14 protein-coding genes are annotated in these 15,420 nt (G+C 71.4%); 4 read left to right on the forward strand and 10 right to left on the reverse strand.

What is annotated here, in order from left to right; all coding sequences use genetic code 11:
- Positions 1 to 43: 43 nt before the first annotated feature.
- Positions 44 to 1,996: a MopE-related protein gene (locus tag WME75_RS31190; protein ID WP_437478810.1), complete on the reverse strand. Its 1,953-nt coding sequence runs from the start codon at positions 1,994 to 1,996 to the stop codon at positions 44 to 46.
- 729 nt (positions 1,997 to 2,725) lie between these two features.
- Here WME75_RS31190 and WME75_RS31195 point away from each other — a divergent pair.
- Both WME75_RS31195 and WME75_RS31200 read left to right on the forward strand, forming a co-directional pair.
- Complete coding sequence (locus WME75_RS31195; RefSeq protein WP_437478812.1) at positions 2,726 to 3,286, forward strand: SMI1/KNR4 family protein; 561 nt, start codon at positions 2,726 to 2,728, stop codon at positions 3,284 to 3,286.
- A 54-nt stretch (positions 3,287 to 3,340) separates the two neighbouring features.
- The gene (locus tag WME75_RS31200) at positions 3,341 to 4,399 is read left to right on the forward strand and encodes an RluA family pseudouridine synthase (protein WP_437478814.1); all 1,059 of its coding nucleotides are present in this window, start codon (positions 3,341 to 3,343) and stop codon (positions 4,397 to 4,399) included.
- Here WME75_RS31200 and WME75_RS31205 read toward each other — a convergent pair.
- From WME75_RS31205 to WME75_RS31215, 3 genes are all read right to left on the reverse strand, one after another.
- On the reverse strand, positions 4,380 to 4,643 hold the full coding sequence (locus tag WME75_RS31205; RefSeq protein WP_437478816.1) for a hypothetical protein: 264 nt from the start codon (positions 4,641 to 4,643) through the stop codon (positions 4,380 to 4,382). The two genes, WME75_RS31200 and WME75_RS31205, sit on opposite strands and share 20 nt — an antisense overlap.
- A gap of 84 nt (positions 4,644 to 4,727) precedes the next feature.
- Complete coding sequence (locus WME75_RS31210; protein WP_437478818.1) at positions 4,728 to 6,269, reverse strand: hypothetical protein; 1,542 nt, start codon at positions 6,267 to 6,269, stop codon at positions 4,728 to 4,730.
- Complete coding sequence (locus WME75_RS31215) at positions 6,266 to 6,925, reverse strand: Maf family protein (RefSeq protein ID WP_437494960.1); 660 nt, start codon at positions 6,923 to 6,925, stop codon at positions 6,266 to 6,268. Before WME75_RS31215 ends, WME75_RS31210 begins: the two co-directional genes overlap by 4 nt.
- Before the next feature lie 167 nt (positions 6,926 to 7,092).
- On the opposite strand from WME75_RS31215, the gene WME75_RS31220 reads away from it, so the two are divergent.
- Together WME75_RS31220 and WME75_RS31225 are read left to right on the forward strand one after the other, a co-directional pair.
- Positions 7,093 to 9,114 (forward strand): OmpA family protein, encoded by a 2,022-nt coding sequence (locus WME75_RS31220; RefSeq protein WP_437478820.1) that lies wholly within the window; start codon positions 7,093 to 7,095, stop codon positions 9,112 to 9,114.
- Positions 9,111 to 10,022, forward strand: coding sequence for a PPC domain-containing DNA-binding protein (locus tag WME75_RS31225; RefSeq protein WP_437478822.1), 912 nt, complete (start codon positions 9,111 to 9,113; stop codon positions 10,020 to 10,022). The genes WME75_RS31220 and WME75_RS31225 overlap by 4 nt, the downstream gene beginning before the upstream one ends.
- A 50-nt stretch (positions 10,023 to 10,072) precedes the next feature.
- On the opposite strand, the gene WME75_RS31230 is transcribed toward WME75_RS31225, so the two are convergent.
- The 6 genes from WME75_RS31230 to WME75_RS31255 all read right to left on the reverse strand — a co-directional run bounded on the left by WME75_RS31230 (position 10,073) and on the right by WME75_RS31255 (position 15,410).
- The gene (locus WME75_RS31230) at positions 10,073 to 10,666 is read right to left on the reverse strand and encodes a polysaccharide biosynthesis/export family protein (protein ID WP_437478824.1); all 594 of its coding nucleotides are present in this window, start codon (positions 10,664 to 10,666) and stop codon (positions 10,073 to 10,075) included.
- Positions 10,666 to 12,000: a hypothetical protein gene (locus WME75_RS31235; RefSeq protein WP_437478825.1), complete on the reverse strand. Its 1,335-nt coding sequence runs from the start codon at positions 11,998 to 12,000 to the stop codon at positions 10,666 to 10,668. Before WME75_RS31235 ends, WME75_RS31230 begins: the two co-directional genes overlap by 1 nt.
- 95 nt (positions 12,001 to 12,095) lie before the next feature.
- Positions 12,096 to 12,671 (reverse strand): hypothetical protein, encoded by a 576-nt coding sequence (locus WME75_RS31240; RefSeq protein ID WP_437478827.1) that lies wholly within the window; start codon positions 12,669 to 12,671, stop codon positions 12,096 to 12,098.
- A 211-nt stretch (positions 12,672 to 12,882) separates the two neighbouring features.
- The gene (locus WME75_RS31245) at positions 12,883 to 14,331 is read right to left on the reverse strand and encodes an AgmX/PglI C-terminal domain-containing protein (RefSeq protein ID WP_437478829.1); all 1,449 of its coding nucleotides are present in this window, start codon (positions 14,329 to 14,331) and stop codon (positions 12,883 to 12,885) included.
- Between the two features lie 190 nt (positions 14,332 to 14,521).
- Positions 14,522 to 15,112 carry a hypothetical protein gene (locus WME75_RS31250; protein WP_437478831.1) on the reverse strand — a complete coding sequence of 197 codons (591 nt, stop codon included), beginning with the start codon at positions 15,110 to 15,112 and terminating at the stop codon, positions 14,522 to 14,524.
- Between the two features lie 49 nt (positions 15,113 to 15,161).
- Positions 15,162 to 15,410: a hypothetical protein gene (locus WME75_RS31255; protein WP_437478833.1), complete on the reverse strand. Its 249-nt coding sequence runs from the start codon at positions 15,408 to 15,410 to the stop codon at positions 15,162 to 15,164.
- Positions 15,411 to 15,420 lie beyond the last annotated feature (10 nt).

Below are 15,420 nucleotides of genomic sequence, written 5' to 3' on the forward strand. Positions count from 1 at the left end.
CGCCGTGCGCGCGGACGAGGCGAGGGCGCCGGCCTCCGGGCCCTCAGAACTCGCACTGGCTGGTCGCGTCGTTGCAGTGCGAGCCCGGTGCCACGAAGGGGCAAACGCTCCCGAAGAAGCTGTTGCACGGCAAACCGCACGTGTACGCCGTGTGCGCGTAGCAGATCTGCCCCGCGTCGCAGTCGGCGTCCGAGGCGCATCGGCAGTTGAAGTCGTCGGGGATCCCGTTGCCGTTTTCATCGAGGCCGTCGCAGCACTCCGTCACGTAAAAGTCGCTTGCGCTGCAGTCCTCGTCAGCACAGTCGAGCGTGCCGTCGCAGTCGTTGTCGATCCCGTCGGTGCACGCGGCGGACCCGAACTCGGGGCCAGGCGCGGCGCCGTTCGCGCAGCCCCGGCAGGGGCCGAAGGCGGCGCAGTCGGGATCGGCGCAGTCGACGTGGTGATCGCCGTCGTTGTCGAGATCGTCGTCGCAGCGCTCGCTCGGGTTCGGGACGATCTCGACGTTGAGCACGAAGGGGCCCTCGTTCGCGCCGCTCCCGGGATCGATCGTGTAGCCATCGAGGAAGACGAAGTACGTGCCCGGGTACAGGATGCTGAAGTCGAGCAGCGAGGACCCCGATTCGCCGCCGCTGTCGTCGTCGCAGCCGATCTCCCGGCCGGCGTTGCAGATGCCGGTGCGGACGTAGAGCACCGAGTCGAAGCTCGACCCCCGCGAGTCGAGGCGCACGCGCGACGGCGTGGTGAGCACGAAGAAGAAGACCGCCTCGCCGGCGTCGCCGCCGCACGCGCCCAGGGTCTCGCTCACGTGGCCGGTGGTATCCCCCGTGTAGGTGCCGGTCCCGCCGATGCGCCTCGGCGAGAGGCAGTTCGCCTGCGCGAGCACGCACACCGGGCTGCTCGCGCAGTCCGGATCCCGGCAGTCGATCAGGGCGTCGCGGTCGTCGTCGAGCTCGTTGTTGCACTGCTCCGGCGTCGGCTCGCAGTTCGGCGCGAAGACGCAGGCGGCGTCGGCGCAGTCGATGTGCTCATCGCAATCGTTGTCGAAGCCGTCGTCGCAGATCTCCGGCACGCAACGATCGCAGGCCGGCGCGGAGATGCACTGCGGGTCCGCACAGTCGATCCTCCCGTCGCAGTCGTTGTCCTGGCCATCCTCGCACCGCTCCAGCGAGCCGGGCGGCTCGCACACGCAAGGGAAAAAATTGCGGCAGTCCGGGTCGGCGCAGTCGACAAGGAGATCGCAGTCGTCGTCCGCGCGGTTGTCGCAGAGCTCTCCCTGGAGGCTGCAGGCGCACAGCGGGTCGGCCCCGCAGTTGCCGTCATCGCAGTCGAAGACGCCGTCGCAGTCGTCGTCGACGCCGTTGCCGCACTTCCCGATCTCCGAGGCGGAACAGCCGCAGACGGGGGTCCCCGAGCAGTCCGCGTCGAAGCAGTCGACGAGGGTGTCGCAGTCGTCGTCGACGCCGTTCTCGCAGCGCTCGCCGGCGTGGCTCGGGGTACAGCCGCAGTCCTGCCCTGCGGCGCACGCGGGATCGAAGCAGTCGCCCACGCCGTTGCAGTCGTTGTCCGCCGCGTCCGTGCAGATCTCCGGAGCGCCCGGGAAGACGGACGGGTTGAAGTCGTTGCAGTCGCTCCCGCCGCAGATCGTCGGCCCCAGGCCGTCCCGGTCGTCGTCGCGGGGACGGTGCTCGCAGCGCCCGTCCTCGCAGTCGTCGCTTGTGCAGGCGTCGCCGTCGTCGCAGTCCGTGGGGCCGCCGCAGGCCGCGAAGCCTCCGGCGCCGTCGCCGCCGTTCGACGACGCGCTGGTCGTGCTGACGAGCCCACCTCCGACGCCGGCCCCGCCAGCGCCGGCATCCGAGAGCTCGAGGAGGCTCGTCCGGCCGCACGCCCCCACCAGCGCGCCGAAAGCCGCCCACGCCCCGAGCGCGAAGAGGGATCGTCGAATCCCGGGGGACCGCGGACACGCCTCCCCGACCCATGCTGAAGAGCCCGGCTTCATCTCTCACCCTCTCGGACCGGCCGCATGGTGCCCACGCGTCGATTCACTTTACACGCCCGGGTTTCCAGGAAGGCAAGTCTTGATCCCCTGACGCTGTCCGGTCGGTCTGCGCGGCCCCGGGGCCCGCCGCCTCGAGCTGCGCGGCTGAGTACGAGGAGGTGCCAGGACGGCTGACGGGCGGGGTGGTGCGCCGATCAGGCTGGCTCGCGCCGCGGATCAAGTTGCGGGTCGACGCATCCGCGTGTAACGAGGCTCGGTGGGCGCGCAGCTCCAGATCGAGTACGAGCGGCCGCCTGCCGGCCTTCAGCGCGGCCGTTACCCTGCGCCACAATGGGTCATCCTGGCGGTCGGCGCCGCCGTGGTGCTCGGGGCGGTCGCCGTCCTGATCTGGCGAGCGCGGCGCGCCTCCCGCTCACGAGAGAGAGGCGGGCCGCGTTCGGCGGGACACCGGTGACGCGGAAAACGCCGGTCGCTCGCTCCCGGCGGATGAATGATCGACAGCAGGTGCGATCGCAGGTTGACACCGAGCAGACCGGACCGGTAGGCACCATAGAGGGACGCGCTCCCGGTCGGCTGATGTAGAGTGCCGCCCGAGCGCGCGACGCGCCCGCAACAACCGGGGCCGAAAACGCGGCCTAGTGAGGCCCTTTGGTTCCTGAAGAACGCCGCGCAACTGCGGCCCGTGGATACATGGCACCGATCGAACGTGGCGTTGAGCTTGTGCATCGGGTGGTCGCGCAACTGAAGAAGCGCCCTTCCAGCCATGCCGCCGTGGGAGCGAGCCAGGCGGCGCTCGATGCGCTCGAGTCGAAGTTGATGGTCGAGCTGCCGCCCACGCTGCGGGCGTTCCTGGAGTTCGATTTCGCCCTCGATAGCCTGGGCCCGCGGTTCAAGGGGCGGCATCGCTTCGGCCAGGACCCGTCGGCGCCTCGACCGAAGCTCACCTCGGTCCGCAAGCTGGCCGAGGCGAAGACCGACCTCGGCTGGACCGAGTCGCGCCTCCGGAGCAAGGTCGTGCGGTTGCCCAACCTCCCCGGTCAGCCGTGGAACGCGCTCTACCTCGGGGAGGCCAGGCGGGACGGCGAGCTCGTCATCCTCGGCCTCGACAACGAGGACACGAACGTCCGGGTCTTCCCTCGCTACACGGCGTTCGACCTGTACCTCGTCGAGCAGTGCGGCCTCGCCAGGCTGTCCGAAGCGCAGCGGCTCGAGGACCTCGAGTCGCACATCGCGCTCAACCCCGAGCTCGGGACCGCGGAAGAGGACGACGAGGGCGATACGGAGTATTGATCGCACGGCGAGCGACGCCCTCGCGCTGGCGCCGCTCGGCCGCGAACGACGCCCGTGACGAACGCGATGGCTGCCGGTGGGGAAGCGCTCCACTTCCGAGTGGGCGACGGCGACCCGCGTGACCGGCTCGACAAGCTCGTCGTCCACCTGCTGGAACGCGCGGGCCGCGCGACCTCACGCGCGGCGGTGCAGCGGTGGATCGCCACCGGTCGGATCCTCGTCGACGGGGAGCCGGCGCGCGCGTCGGTGGCGGTGCGCTCGGGCGCGCTTGTCGACATCCGGCCAGAAGAGCCGGCGCCCTCCGCCGCGGCGGCCGACCCTAGCGTGGCCATCCCGGTGGTGTACGAGGACGAGCACCTGCTCGTGATCGACAAGCCGGCAGGGCTCGTCGTGCACCCGGCGCGCGGGCACGAGTCGGGCACGCTGGTCAACGGGCTGCTCGCCCTGCCCGGGTTCGCGCTGGCGCCCGCCGATCCGCGCGATCCCATGGGCCATGTCCGCCCCGGGATCGTGCACAGGCTCGACCGAGGGACGAGCGGCCTGCTCGTCGTGGCCAAGGACGAGCCCACCCGCGAGGGGCTGAAAGCGCGGTTCGCCAGGCACGAGATCGAGCGCGAGTACGCCGCGATCGTGGCCGGCGAGGCGCGAGACGCCACCTACGACACGCTCCACGGCCGCCACCCGACCGACAGGCTCCGCTACACGTCCTGGATGCGCAGCGACGCCGGCCGCAGCGACGCCGGCGCGCCCGGTGCGCGCGCCACGGCGCCGCGCCGCGCGGTGACGCACGTCCGCGTGCTCGAGAGGCTCGGCGACGCGGCGACGGTCGTCGCGTGCTCGCTCGAGACGGGCCGCACCCACCAGATCCGGGTGCACCTCGCCGAGCGCGGCAGGACGCCGGTCCTCGGAGACCCCCTCTACGGCAAGCCGCCGAAGAAGCCGGCGGTACGGGCGATCGCCGAGGAGCTCGGCCGGCAGGCCCTGCACGCGCGCGTGCTCGGGTTCATCCACCCCGCCACGCGAGAGCCGATGCGCTGGGAGAGCGCCCTGCCAGCGGACATGCGCAAGGCGCTCGACCAGCTGCGCAGGCTCGCTACCAGATCTTCGATTTGATGTGGCCCTTGGACTTGACCAGGATGTCCACGAGGGCGCGGTCGTAAAAATTCTTCTGGAAGAGATCCGGCGACACGCGGCTCTTGTAGAGGGCGCGACCCTCCTCGACCTCCTCGGACAGGACCGTGAAGAGGTCATCCTGCTGGATGCCCTGCACGATCTTCTCCTCGTTGTAGAGCGAGAGATCGCTTGCGATGGCGCGCGCAAGGCGTCGCGCCGCCTCTTCGGTTTCAATCAAGGGCATCCGTCTCTCCTCCAGGTTCGCCGGCCGGGGGCACGCGCTCCCGAGCCGGCGGGCGCCTAGAATGCAGCAGCCCGGGCGGCGCTGTCAAAGTAGCTCGTCTTCCGGCCCGCTCGGAGGCGCGGAGGCCGCCTCGCCCGTGGGGTGCGGCGCGCCGGCGCGAGGCGGCTCCGAGCTCTGGCGCGCCGCGGCGAGGGCGGCGAGCCCCGAGAGGAGGGGGAACGCGACCAGCGCGTAACGCCCCGCGCCGAAGAAGACGGCGTGCGTCGCCGCGGTCGCAGCGAGGACGGCGAGCGCGGCGACCGCGAGCACCGGCGCCCGGAGGAGCGCGCGGCCCTGGAGCAGCGCGAGGCCGAGGAGCGCGAGGTAGCCCACCCACGCATGCACGTGCAGCGCGGCGACGACCCCCAGCGCGAACAGCGCGAGCCGAGCAAGCAAGAGCGCGCGCTGCGCGAGCCGGCGACGGCGAGCGCGATCATGAGAAGCGACGGGCGTCTGCGCGGGCTTACGCGCTGCCCACATGAGCGCGAAGAGGAGGACGAACCGCTCGAACACGGTCTCGACGGCGCCGAGCGCGACCTTGCCTTCCTCGCTGAACGCCGCCGGGTTCGAGGCGTGCAGGTACCACCCGGCCGCGCCGCAGTAATCGAACGTCGCCGCGAGCTTGCGGGGCACGAGCCCGAGCCATGCGCCGGGGTGCTCCGCGATGTAGCGGCGCGCCTCACGGCCGAAGCAGGCGTCCTTGCCGGCCTCGTCGAAGACCTCGCGGCACGCCTCGGGCACCTGGATGGGCGCCCAGGCGCCGGTGGAGGCCGGGTCCGCGCCGATGAGGAGGTTCCAGCCGCCGTTCACGCTGACCAGCGCGCACTGGTTCATCCGCACGCAGTTGCGCGCGGTCCAGGGCGCGCAGACGAGGAGCGCCGCGATGACGGTCACCAGGACCGGCGCCGCGCGTCGCGCCGCGCGCGCGGCGAGGGGCCCATCGATCCGGGCACCGACGCCGGGCGGAGAGCCCAGGAGGGCGAGGCCGGCGAAGAGGGGCGCGAGCAGGAGCGCCTGCGGGCGGACGAGGGTTGCGACGCCGACGAGCAACCCGAGGACGGCGAACGGAGCCAGCGCCGGGCGGCGCTCGCGCGCCCACGCAGACGACCACGCCGCGCAGGCGACGAGCGAGCCGGTGACGCCCTCGGTCATGAGCGCCGGGGTGTACGCGACGAGCCCGGGGTGGAGGGCGACGAGCGCGCCCGAGAGCGCCGGCACGGCGCGCGAGCGCGGCGCGGCGCGGGCTGCCAGGCGGTGGACGGCGAGCGCCGCGAGCGCGCCGAGCACCGCGTTCAGCAGCATCGCGACCGCAGGGTGCGCGCCGAGCAGCGCGTACAGCGCCCCGACGGCGCCCGGATAGCCGACCGGATAGTGCGCGGCGTACGTGACGACGCCGTCGGGCCACAGCCACGTGTAGCCGAGCCCCGCCGCGATCCGCTCGGCGATGCGCTGGTAATAAGCGCCGTCGGCCGCGGGCGGGAAGCGCCCGGCCGCCCAGACGACGACGGCGATCCGCACCGCGAGGGCGAGGACGAAGACCGCGCCCCCGTCGCGCGGGCGCGCGGCCATCGAGACGTCGTCGCTCATGACGAGCGCGCGGGCGACAGCGGGAAGCGCGCGAGCAAGCCGGTGGCGCGCAGCGCCGCGACGACCTCGCACGCGGGCAGGCCGACGACGTTGGAATAGGAGCCATCGATGCGCGCGACGGCGAACGCGCCGACGCCCTGGATCGCGTAGGCGCCGGCCTTGTCGAGCCCCTCGCCGGTCGCCGCGTACGACGCCACCTCGTCGTCGTCGAGCTCGCGGAAGCGCACCCGCGACACGACCGTCTCGGCGTGGAGGGCCTCGGCGCGGCCCGGGACGGCCGCCGGCGCGAGATCGGCGTGACCGCCGCCGGCGATCGCGAACCGGGTCCAGACCTGGTGCTCGCGGCCCGAGAGGGCGCGGAGCATGGCGCGCGCGTCCGCCTCGTCCCGCGGCTTGCCGAGGATGAAGTCATCGAGGATGACCGAGGTGTCAGCGACGAGGATCGCGCCGGTCCCGGCCGCCTGGCGCAGGCGCCGCGCGGCCGCGAGCTTCGCCAGGGTGACTCGCTCCAGGTAGGCCATGGCCCCCTCGCCGGGGTGCCCCGCCTCGTCGACCTCGGCCGCCGCGACGCGGAGAGGCAGGCCGAGCGTGGTCAGGATCTCTCGCCGGCGCGGCGAGCCGGAGCCAAGCAGGAGCGGATGCGCGTCGTCGATCATGGTCGTGCGGACGCCGGCGGTGCCGGGCCCGGCCGGGCGTGGTCGTAGCACGGCGCGAGAGCGACCGCGGGACGCAGCGCGCCGCGGAGCGTCGGGTGCCCCCCGGATCGCGCCGAGACGATTGCTGTTTTGACTCTCACCCCGGCAGTAGTAGAGGGTCGGGCGCGATGCGCGCCAACTGCAGGGTGCCGGCACGATCAAGCCTCCCGCTGCTGGTGGCCTCCGGGATCTTCATGGCGGCGCTCCTTCCGGCGCTGGCACGCGCGGACGAGTGCGCGCCAGCGAACGGGCTGTCGGGCTGCATCGACGCCGACAACCTCTGGCCCCACGCGGGCGGCGGCCCCTTCTTCGCCGTGGGGAGCACGGGGACAGCTCCGAGCGCGAAGGCCTCGTTCGGCCTCGTGGCGAGCTACCTGTCGCGGCCGGTGGCCCTGCGCTACCCCTCGCCCGACCCTGACGGGACCGTCGTCCACGTGCTCGACAACATGTTCGACGCGACCTTCCTGTGGTCGCTCGGGCTCACCGATCGCCTCGAGGTCACGGTCGCCGCTCCCGTCACCCTGTACCAGGACGGCGCAGGCTTCTCCGATGTCCTCGGCACCGACACGGAGCTGCAGCGCAGCGTGATGCGCGACACGCGCCTCGGCGCAGCGTTCGCGATCGTGCCGCCGCCCGTGCAGGGTCCGCTCGACGGCTTCTCGCTCGCAGCGCGCCTGGAGCTGGGTCTGCCCACCGGCGACGAGACCGTGTTCGCCAGCGCCGGGACCGTCACGTTCGCGCCGACCGTCACCGCGGCGTACCAGCTCGGCGAGCTCCGGCTCGCGGCCGAGGTCGGTGCCAGGCTCCGCGGATCGAGCGCGCTGATCGACGTCGCGATCGGCTCGCAGCTCCTCGGCGCTTTCGGCGCCGCGGTCGACGTGCTCCCGGACCGCTGGCTCACGGCGTCCGCAGAGGCGTTCGCCCTCTACACGCTCGCCGAGCAGCCCGTCCGGAACGCGGCGCCGGTGCCGGCGGAGTGGATCGTCTCGATGACGAGCGCCCCGCTGCTCGCCGGCGACGTCTCGCTGTCCGCCGGCGGCGGGGGCGCCATCCCGTTCTCCTCCGAAGGCGCGCTCACCGCGCCGCGCTTCCGGTTCAACCTGGGGCTGCGCTATGCGCCGACGGGGCGCGACGCGGATGCCGACGGCGTCCTGGATCGCGACGACGCGTGCCCGCTCATCGCGGAGGATCGCGACGGGTATCAGGATGGCGACGGGTGTCCCGATCCCGACAACGACGGCGATCGGATCCCCGACGGGCGCGACAGGTGCCGGGACGAGGCCGAGACGATCGACGGCTTCCAGGACGGCGACGGCTGCCCCGATGCCGACGACGACGACGACGGCGTCCCGGACGACACCGACACCTGCCGGAACGCCGCCGAGGACCGCGACGGGTTCCAGGACAGCGACGGCTGCCCCGATCCCGACAACGACGGCGACGGGATCCCGGACGAGCGCGACACGTGCCCGAACGGCGCAGAGGACGCCGACGGCTTCAAGGACGACGACGGCTGCCCCGATCCCGACAACGACATCGACCAGGTCCCTGACGCCCGCGATCGATGTCCGGACGCGCCCGAGGATCGCGACGGCTTCCAGGACGACGACGGCTGCCCCGATCCCGACAACGACGAGGACGGCGTGGCCGATGCGGCCGACGCATGCCCGGTGACGGCCGAGACGATCGACGGTACGAACGACGCCGACGGCTGCCCCGAGCCGGCGGCCAGGTCGCTGCCGCAGTGGTCCGGCGACCGGATCCTCCTTGACGGCCTGGTCCGCTTCCCTGCGGGGAGCGCACGGGTACCGCCGGCCCTGGCGGCTCAGATCAGCATGATCGCCCAGCTCATGCGCGGGCGCATGCCCCTCGACGTCGTCATCGTCGAGGCTTACCCCGATCGTCAGGGCGATCAGTCGACGCGCGCGATCGAGCTCGCTGGCGCGCGCGCGAGCGCCGTCAAAGAGCTCCTCGCAAGCGCAGGGTTCCCGGCGGACCGGATCACGGCCGCCGCTGGCGACACATCAGCCATGCGCGCGAAAGACGCGCCCCAGATCGAGGTGACGGCGACCCGTGCTCGGCGCTCGGAAGAAGCCCCCCGTGCGCCGGGCGCAGCCTCCTCGACCCCCGGAGAGAAGAAACCGCGATGAACGTTCTCGAGGCACGCCGTGCCCGCCATTTGATCATTCGCCTCGATCGAGGCGAGGAGCTCCCAGCAGCGCTGGTGCGCGCCCTTGACGAGGCCGAGGCGCGCGCCGGCTGGATCGAGGGGACAGGCTCACTCGAGAAGGCGGAGGTCGCGCTGTTCGATCAGGCCTCCCGCACCTACGCGAAGACGCGCGTCCTCGAGGGGCCCTGCGACGTGGTGGCGCTCTCCGGGAGCGTCGCGCTCCAGCAAGGCGAGACCTCGCTTCGCCTGTCCGCCACGCTCGCCCGCGAGTCCGGCGTCGGTCTCCAGCTCGCCGCCGGCGAGCTCGTCTGGGCGCGCGTCTACGGGCTCGAGCTCCGCGTCACAGCGTTCGACGATCTGCCCCTCGTGCGGACGTTCGACGATCGAACGGGCCTCATGCAGCTCGCAGCCCAGTCGACCGGCATCCCGGCGACCGTGAGCGAACCGCCCCGGATGGCGCCGCCGGCGCAAGCCGCCGAGCCGACGCGCGCGGCGCCTCCGGCGCAGGCCGCGGAGCCGCCCCGCGCGATGGCCGCCGAGCCGCCCCGCGCGATGGCCGCCGAGCCGCCCCGCGCGGCGGCGGCCTCAGTTGCCGAGCCCGCCCGCGCGGCGACGACCTCCGTCATGGAGCCCGCCGTTTTGCCGGTACCGCACCGCCCGGTCCGCCCTCGCCAGGAGGAGGAGAGCTATCCGGAAGTCGGCGACAGCGTGACCCACTTCCACTTCGGCGAGTGCACCGTGATCAGCTCCGACGGCGAGCGGATCCGCCTCCGCCAGGAGCGCGACGGGCGCGTGCGCGAGGTCTCGCTGACGATGCTCCGCATCGAGCCTCACACCGTGGATCCGGCGACGGGCAGGAAGCAGTTCCGCCTCGCACGGAAGAACTGAGCGCACTGCGCGCCACCTCGCTCGAGAGGTGGCGCGCTGCGCGTCGTCGCTCAGAAGACGCGCTGCGCGACGTTGATCGAGTCCCCTGCCTGGAGCGGCACATCGGGGATCTTGTTGTCGATGATGTCCTCGACCGAGACGGTGGCGAACACGGTCTTGCCCTGGGACTTCCTGCGGATCGTGACGCGATCCTTATTTGCGATGCTGTTGAATCCCCCCGCCATCGAGATGGCGCGGAGCAGCGTCATGCCAGGTTGAAGCGGCAGGGACCCGGGCTTCTGCACCTCGCCGAGCACCTCGACCCGCTTCGAGTTGTACTCCTTGATGCTCACGCTCACGCTGGGGTCGGTGAGGACCTGCCCCTCCATGAGCTTCGCGCGGACGAGCTCCGCCACTTCCTGAGGCTCCAGGCCTGCGATCTTGAGCCGCTTCACGTAGGGGAAGTCGACGGTGCCATCCGGCGCGACGGTGAACGCCGTGGGCAGCTTGTCTTCCCCGACGATGCGGAGCTCGAACACATCTCCGACACCGATGGTCGTCGCCTCCACCGGAGGGGGCAGGTTCACCGGCCCAGGTTGACGCGACGAGCAGGCGGCGATCACCAGCGCGAGGAAGGCGGCAGCCCACCGACCGGAACGCCGCATCACATGAACCAGCGCACGCCCAGGTAGGCTTCGAGCTGCTGCCATCCGAGATAGTTCGTTGCGTTATCGTCGAGGATCCTCAGCGCGGTGCTGCTGACGTTATTGCCGTACCGCAGGGTCGAGTTGATCCCCAGAGAGTCCCCTATCCGGTACTCGCCGAACAGAGAGGCATCGATACGGACGTCCGTCCAGGGCGCCTGAGGCTCGACCAGGCGTCCGTTGCCCGCCGGGATCTCGGGAAACACGTGGGCTGCCACGCCGCCGTCGACGATGAGCAGAAACCGGCCGCCGAAGAAGTAGGTCAGCTTGAGGTACCCGCGATCGCGCTCGAAGTAGCTCGCGAGGAAGCTGTCGTGAAAATCGCGCGTGAAGCCAGCCGAGAGCGACGAGAGCGCGAGCGTCGCCGCCTCAGGATCGGTGGACGGGTTCGGCGTCAAAAACCACTTCAGCTCGAGCTGGCCGATGACGCTGTCGAAGTCGTGCACGACGTCCCCGGCGTCGTTTGGCGTGTAGAAGCTCGCGCCCCAGCCGGCCATCGCGAGGAGACCGAAAGACGACGTCACAAGACCGTTGATCCCGATCTGGGCCCGCAGAGGATGAGAGGCGAGCTGAGTACCCGGATTCGGGTAATCGACGAACCCGAGCGACGCGTCGTAGATGAGCGCGGTGCGCGGCAAGAAGCGCCAGCGGCCCCGCGTCCGGACGATGTGATGCATGTTCGTCAGGCTGTCGTGCTCATCGACCTCGAAGAACGTGCCCATGAAGCGATAGCCCAACCGCCAATCGAGCAGCCCCCCGCCCGGCGTCCACACCAGCTCTGCTCCCGCGCCCGCGTTGACGCGCCGGAAGCTCTGGTTGGAGATCCCGATATCGGAGGAAGCGATGGTCCGGCCGAGCGACGCATCGAGGATCGCGGACCACGGGCGTCGGGGCAGGATCGTCAGGTTGGCGTCGAGTATGCCGCCGATGTTCCGCTGCTGACTCAGCCGCTCTTGCCCGAGCTCCGACCCGGATACCGGGATGAACTCATCGTAGGTCGCGGCGATGCCGCCGCGAAACTCGACATCTGGCGGCGGCGCGTCGGGCGTCGCCTCCTGGCGCTGCTGGCTGAGCGTCGAGAGCGAGAAGGACGGCGTGATCCGGAGCCGCATCGAGCCCACAGGCCCGATGTCGTCCGGGCTGGCCTGGTCTCTCTCGGCCCTGCGGAAGAAGTTGGAGTCATAGCCGAGCTCAGCGGCGACCCCCGGGTGCAGCTCGAGGTCGCCGGTGCGTATCCCGATGCCCTCGGTGTAGCGACGATCCTTGAGCCAGGGCTGATCCTGCGCCAGGGCCAACGCCGGGGACAGAGTGAGTGTCAATACGGCAGCGACTATGGTTTCACGAAGTTTCATCGCCTATTGGGCAGTGGCAATCCGAGAGAGGCGGTCGCCTACCGAAAACAGCTGCTGCACGCAGGCGGCTCGATGATGATCGGGTTGACGGGATACTCGGAAGGATCCTCCTTGGGGAGATTCGGATCGATCGTGGCTGTGACGGCACTGTCGCCGACGAAGCCCGCTTCCTGGCCGATGCACTGGTTGGCCTCAGCCGTCAGTTGCTCGGTCCGCTGCCGCAATACCGTCAGGATCGTGAACTCGTGGTTGGAGAGATCGGCATCCTGCCGATTCACGGCGAGTTCCAGGCCCTGCCGCCGCTCGCGGGCGGAACGGATGGCGACGTCGACCTGATTCAGCTTGTCGTTCAGGCAGAGCGTCTTCACGACGTCTCGCTGCGAACGCGCCGTCTCGAGCTGGCGACGAACGGACGTCCGGGCCCCGTCCATCCGGGCAAGGAAGGTCTCGCTCTGCGCGAGCTGCTCGGCAGGCGAGAGCGTCACCTGTCGCGCGAGGCCCGCGGACGCATCCGGCGGAGGCGCCGTCTGCGCCTGCGCAGCAGCGATGCCATGGCCGATCACGACCGAGATCAGCGCGACTGCTGCGAAGCCGGGGATCTGTTCACGCTTCATCGAAGCCTCCGAAAGTCAGGCCCGCGCAGTATAAGTGCGGGCAGACGCGGTTGTCAAAACGCAATGAACATGCCGGGCATCCAGCAGCTCACCCCATCGGGAGGACCCGTACGAGGTTCTTCCCCATTGGATGCGCGACGCCAGCACGCCATTCACCTTCAGGCGAAGCGAGAGGATTGCGCCTTGTCCACGGAGTCGGGTGGCATCGGGTCTATTGGCTCACGAAGGTGACAGGAATCACAACCGTCGCGCCGCCGCCCTCGGGCGGCGCGAACTGCGCGCTCTGGACGCGCGCGACGACGCAGGAGACCACGGTCCCGGACAGGCCGGAGCCGCCGGAGGGAGTCGCCGAGAGCACCTCACCGTTGGGGCCGATCTTCGCGGTGACCCGGACCGACCCCTTCATGCTCGGGTCCTCCTGAAGACCTTTGTTGTAGCAACGACGGAAGCCAGCCGTCATCCCTGCCACGACGGAGGGTGCGTTCGAGACGCTCCCGCCGGAGACCGCGGCGCCGCCCACCTGGGCGTTGCCCACCGGTCCCTTCACCGTCTGCGCCGAGCCGGCGGTCGCCGGGCCGCTGGTCCCGGTGTTGCCGATGCTCGCAAGGCCACCGCCGCCGGCGGAGCCAGGTCGCACTGTGCCCCCACCGGCGGCGCCCATGTTCAATCCCGCCACACCGCCCTTTCCGACGCCGGACCCGGAGGCGGCCGCGTTTTCGAGGAGGCCGGTCGGCACATCGCCCGAGCTGAGGACGCTGGCTGTGGCGTTCGCGCTCGAGTTGAGCGCGCCCAGCATCTGCATGTCGAGCTGCGCGAGCTCGTTGGTGAGCGCCGAGGCGCGAGCGTCGCTCAACCCGCCGGAGCCCTTCCCCGGGCTGGCAGCCGCGCCCTTGTTCCCGCCGCCGCTCGCGGCCTTGGGCGCCTCGGCGGTGGGCGCCGCCGTCGCCGCCGTCGCCTCGGCGTTCTCCTTCGGCTGCTCGACCGCCGGCGGCGGGGGCAGCTGCCTCACGGACTCGAGGAGCGCCGCGACGTCGACCTCATCGTCGACGACCGGGTCCATCCAGTCGGAGTAGATCGACCCCACGGCACCGAAGTGGAACAGGAACGAGAAGGCGGCGATGATCGTCGTCGTCCAGTCGATGTCGTTCGCGATCCCTGACTTCACCGAGACGGGCAGCTGCGGCTTGGGCTGCACCGGCGGCGGCGCGACGAACTGGAACAGGAACGTCGTCTCCCCCACGACGATCTTGCCGCGCGCCTCTTCGCTGAGCTGGACCTGATAGGCCTGGGCATTGCCCACGGCCGCGCGCTTGGCAGACGACTTGAGCGTGGAGAGCTCCGAGACGCCGGCCTTGAAGGCGACCCGGCCGGTCATCCCGTCCAGAAAATTGAGGAAGTACTCGCCGCCCACGAGCTCGAACAGCCGAAAGCTCGGCGGGATGCTCTTGCTCGGGATGACGAACATGCTCTTTTCGCTGGGACCGATGGTGACGTGGGTGCGCTGCTTGATGACACGCTCCTCGATCACCTTTCCCCCCTGGACCAGGCCGATCCTGAGGACCTTCGGGCCGGTCACCGGTGCGACCGCCCGCATGACCGCGGTCATCTGCCCGGGCTGCCCGGGGCGCGACGGGGTGGGGTGCGGGTGCTGCTGGGTCATTCCAAGGGACTCCGGGAGAGAGGGGACGCTGCAGGGGCCGCCGCCGATCGCGCGCAGCAGGCAGAGCCGCGCCCCCGGGCCCGGTGGGCCCCGGGCCTCGAACCGCGGAAGGAGCGCTGCACGGCGGAGGGCACCACAGCTCGCGAGGGTACACGGACAGGTGGGGGCGGTCCAGGAGAGCGCGCCGCGCTCAGGGGCGCGCGCGGCGCGATCGCCGCGGTGATGCAGAGGGCGCGCCGGCGGCCCGGACGACGCTGTCGAGCGGTCCCAGAGCGACGCCGACGAGCGCATCGACGGCCTCGCGCTTTCGCGAGGCGGCGGTGCGGCCGGCGCGCCCGGCCGCCGCGGACGCGATCGCACCGGCGGCGCCCGCGACAAGGACGAGCGCGATGACCGATGGCCCGGCCTGCGCGAGGAAGGAGAGCGTGGCCAGGAGCAACGCGGCGAGCGCCGAGAGACGCGCCGCCGCGCGCGGCCAGCCCGCGCCCGCGTCGAGCCGCTGCTCGAGCTCGACGAGGAGATCGTTGGCCGCCGCGATCTTCGCGCGCGGGTCCGCGGCGGACATGACCTCGAGCGCGAGCCGGCGCTCCCAGCTCTCCGGCGGCGACCGCCTCGCCAGCTCGGCCAGCCGCGCCTCGCCGGGCAGCGCGCGGAGCGAGCGCGCAAGCGCCGTCAGGTCGCCGCCCGTCGCGCGCGCGACCTGCGCCGGATGCTTCCACGCCATCGCGACGCACGCGCCGCTCGCCGCGAGCGACACCGCGATGAAGAGCGCGGCGGACACACCGCCGCCTAGCGCTCGGCGCGCGAGCTGCCGCCGGCGGCGCGAGGCACTAGAACGGCTCCTTGAAGATCGCTTGCTCGATGCGGTCCAGGAAGGGCTGACGCAGCTCGGCGAGCGTGAGCTTCGGCTGGATCCGGCTGACGTCGACGGCCGCGATGGGCTTCTGGATGCGGCCGGTGATCGTCACCTCGGCGAGCGTGATGACCCCGCGCTGCTTGCCCTTCTCCTGCGCGCTCGCGCGCTCGCCGTGGCAGAGGATCGCGAGCAGGACCGAACCCAGCGCAAGTGTCTTGTACATGCTCATGGCC

It is taken from the genome of Sorangium sp. So ce1014 (assembly GCF_051521505.1).
In the GTDB taxonomy this organism is placed as follows: Bacteria; Myxococcota_A; Polyangia; order Polyangiales; family Polyangiaceae; genus Sorangium.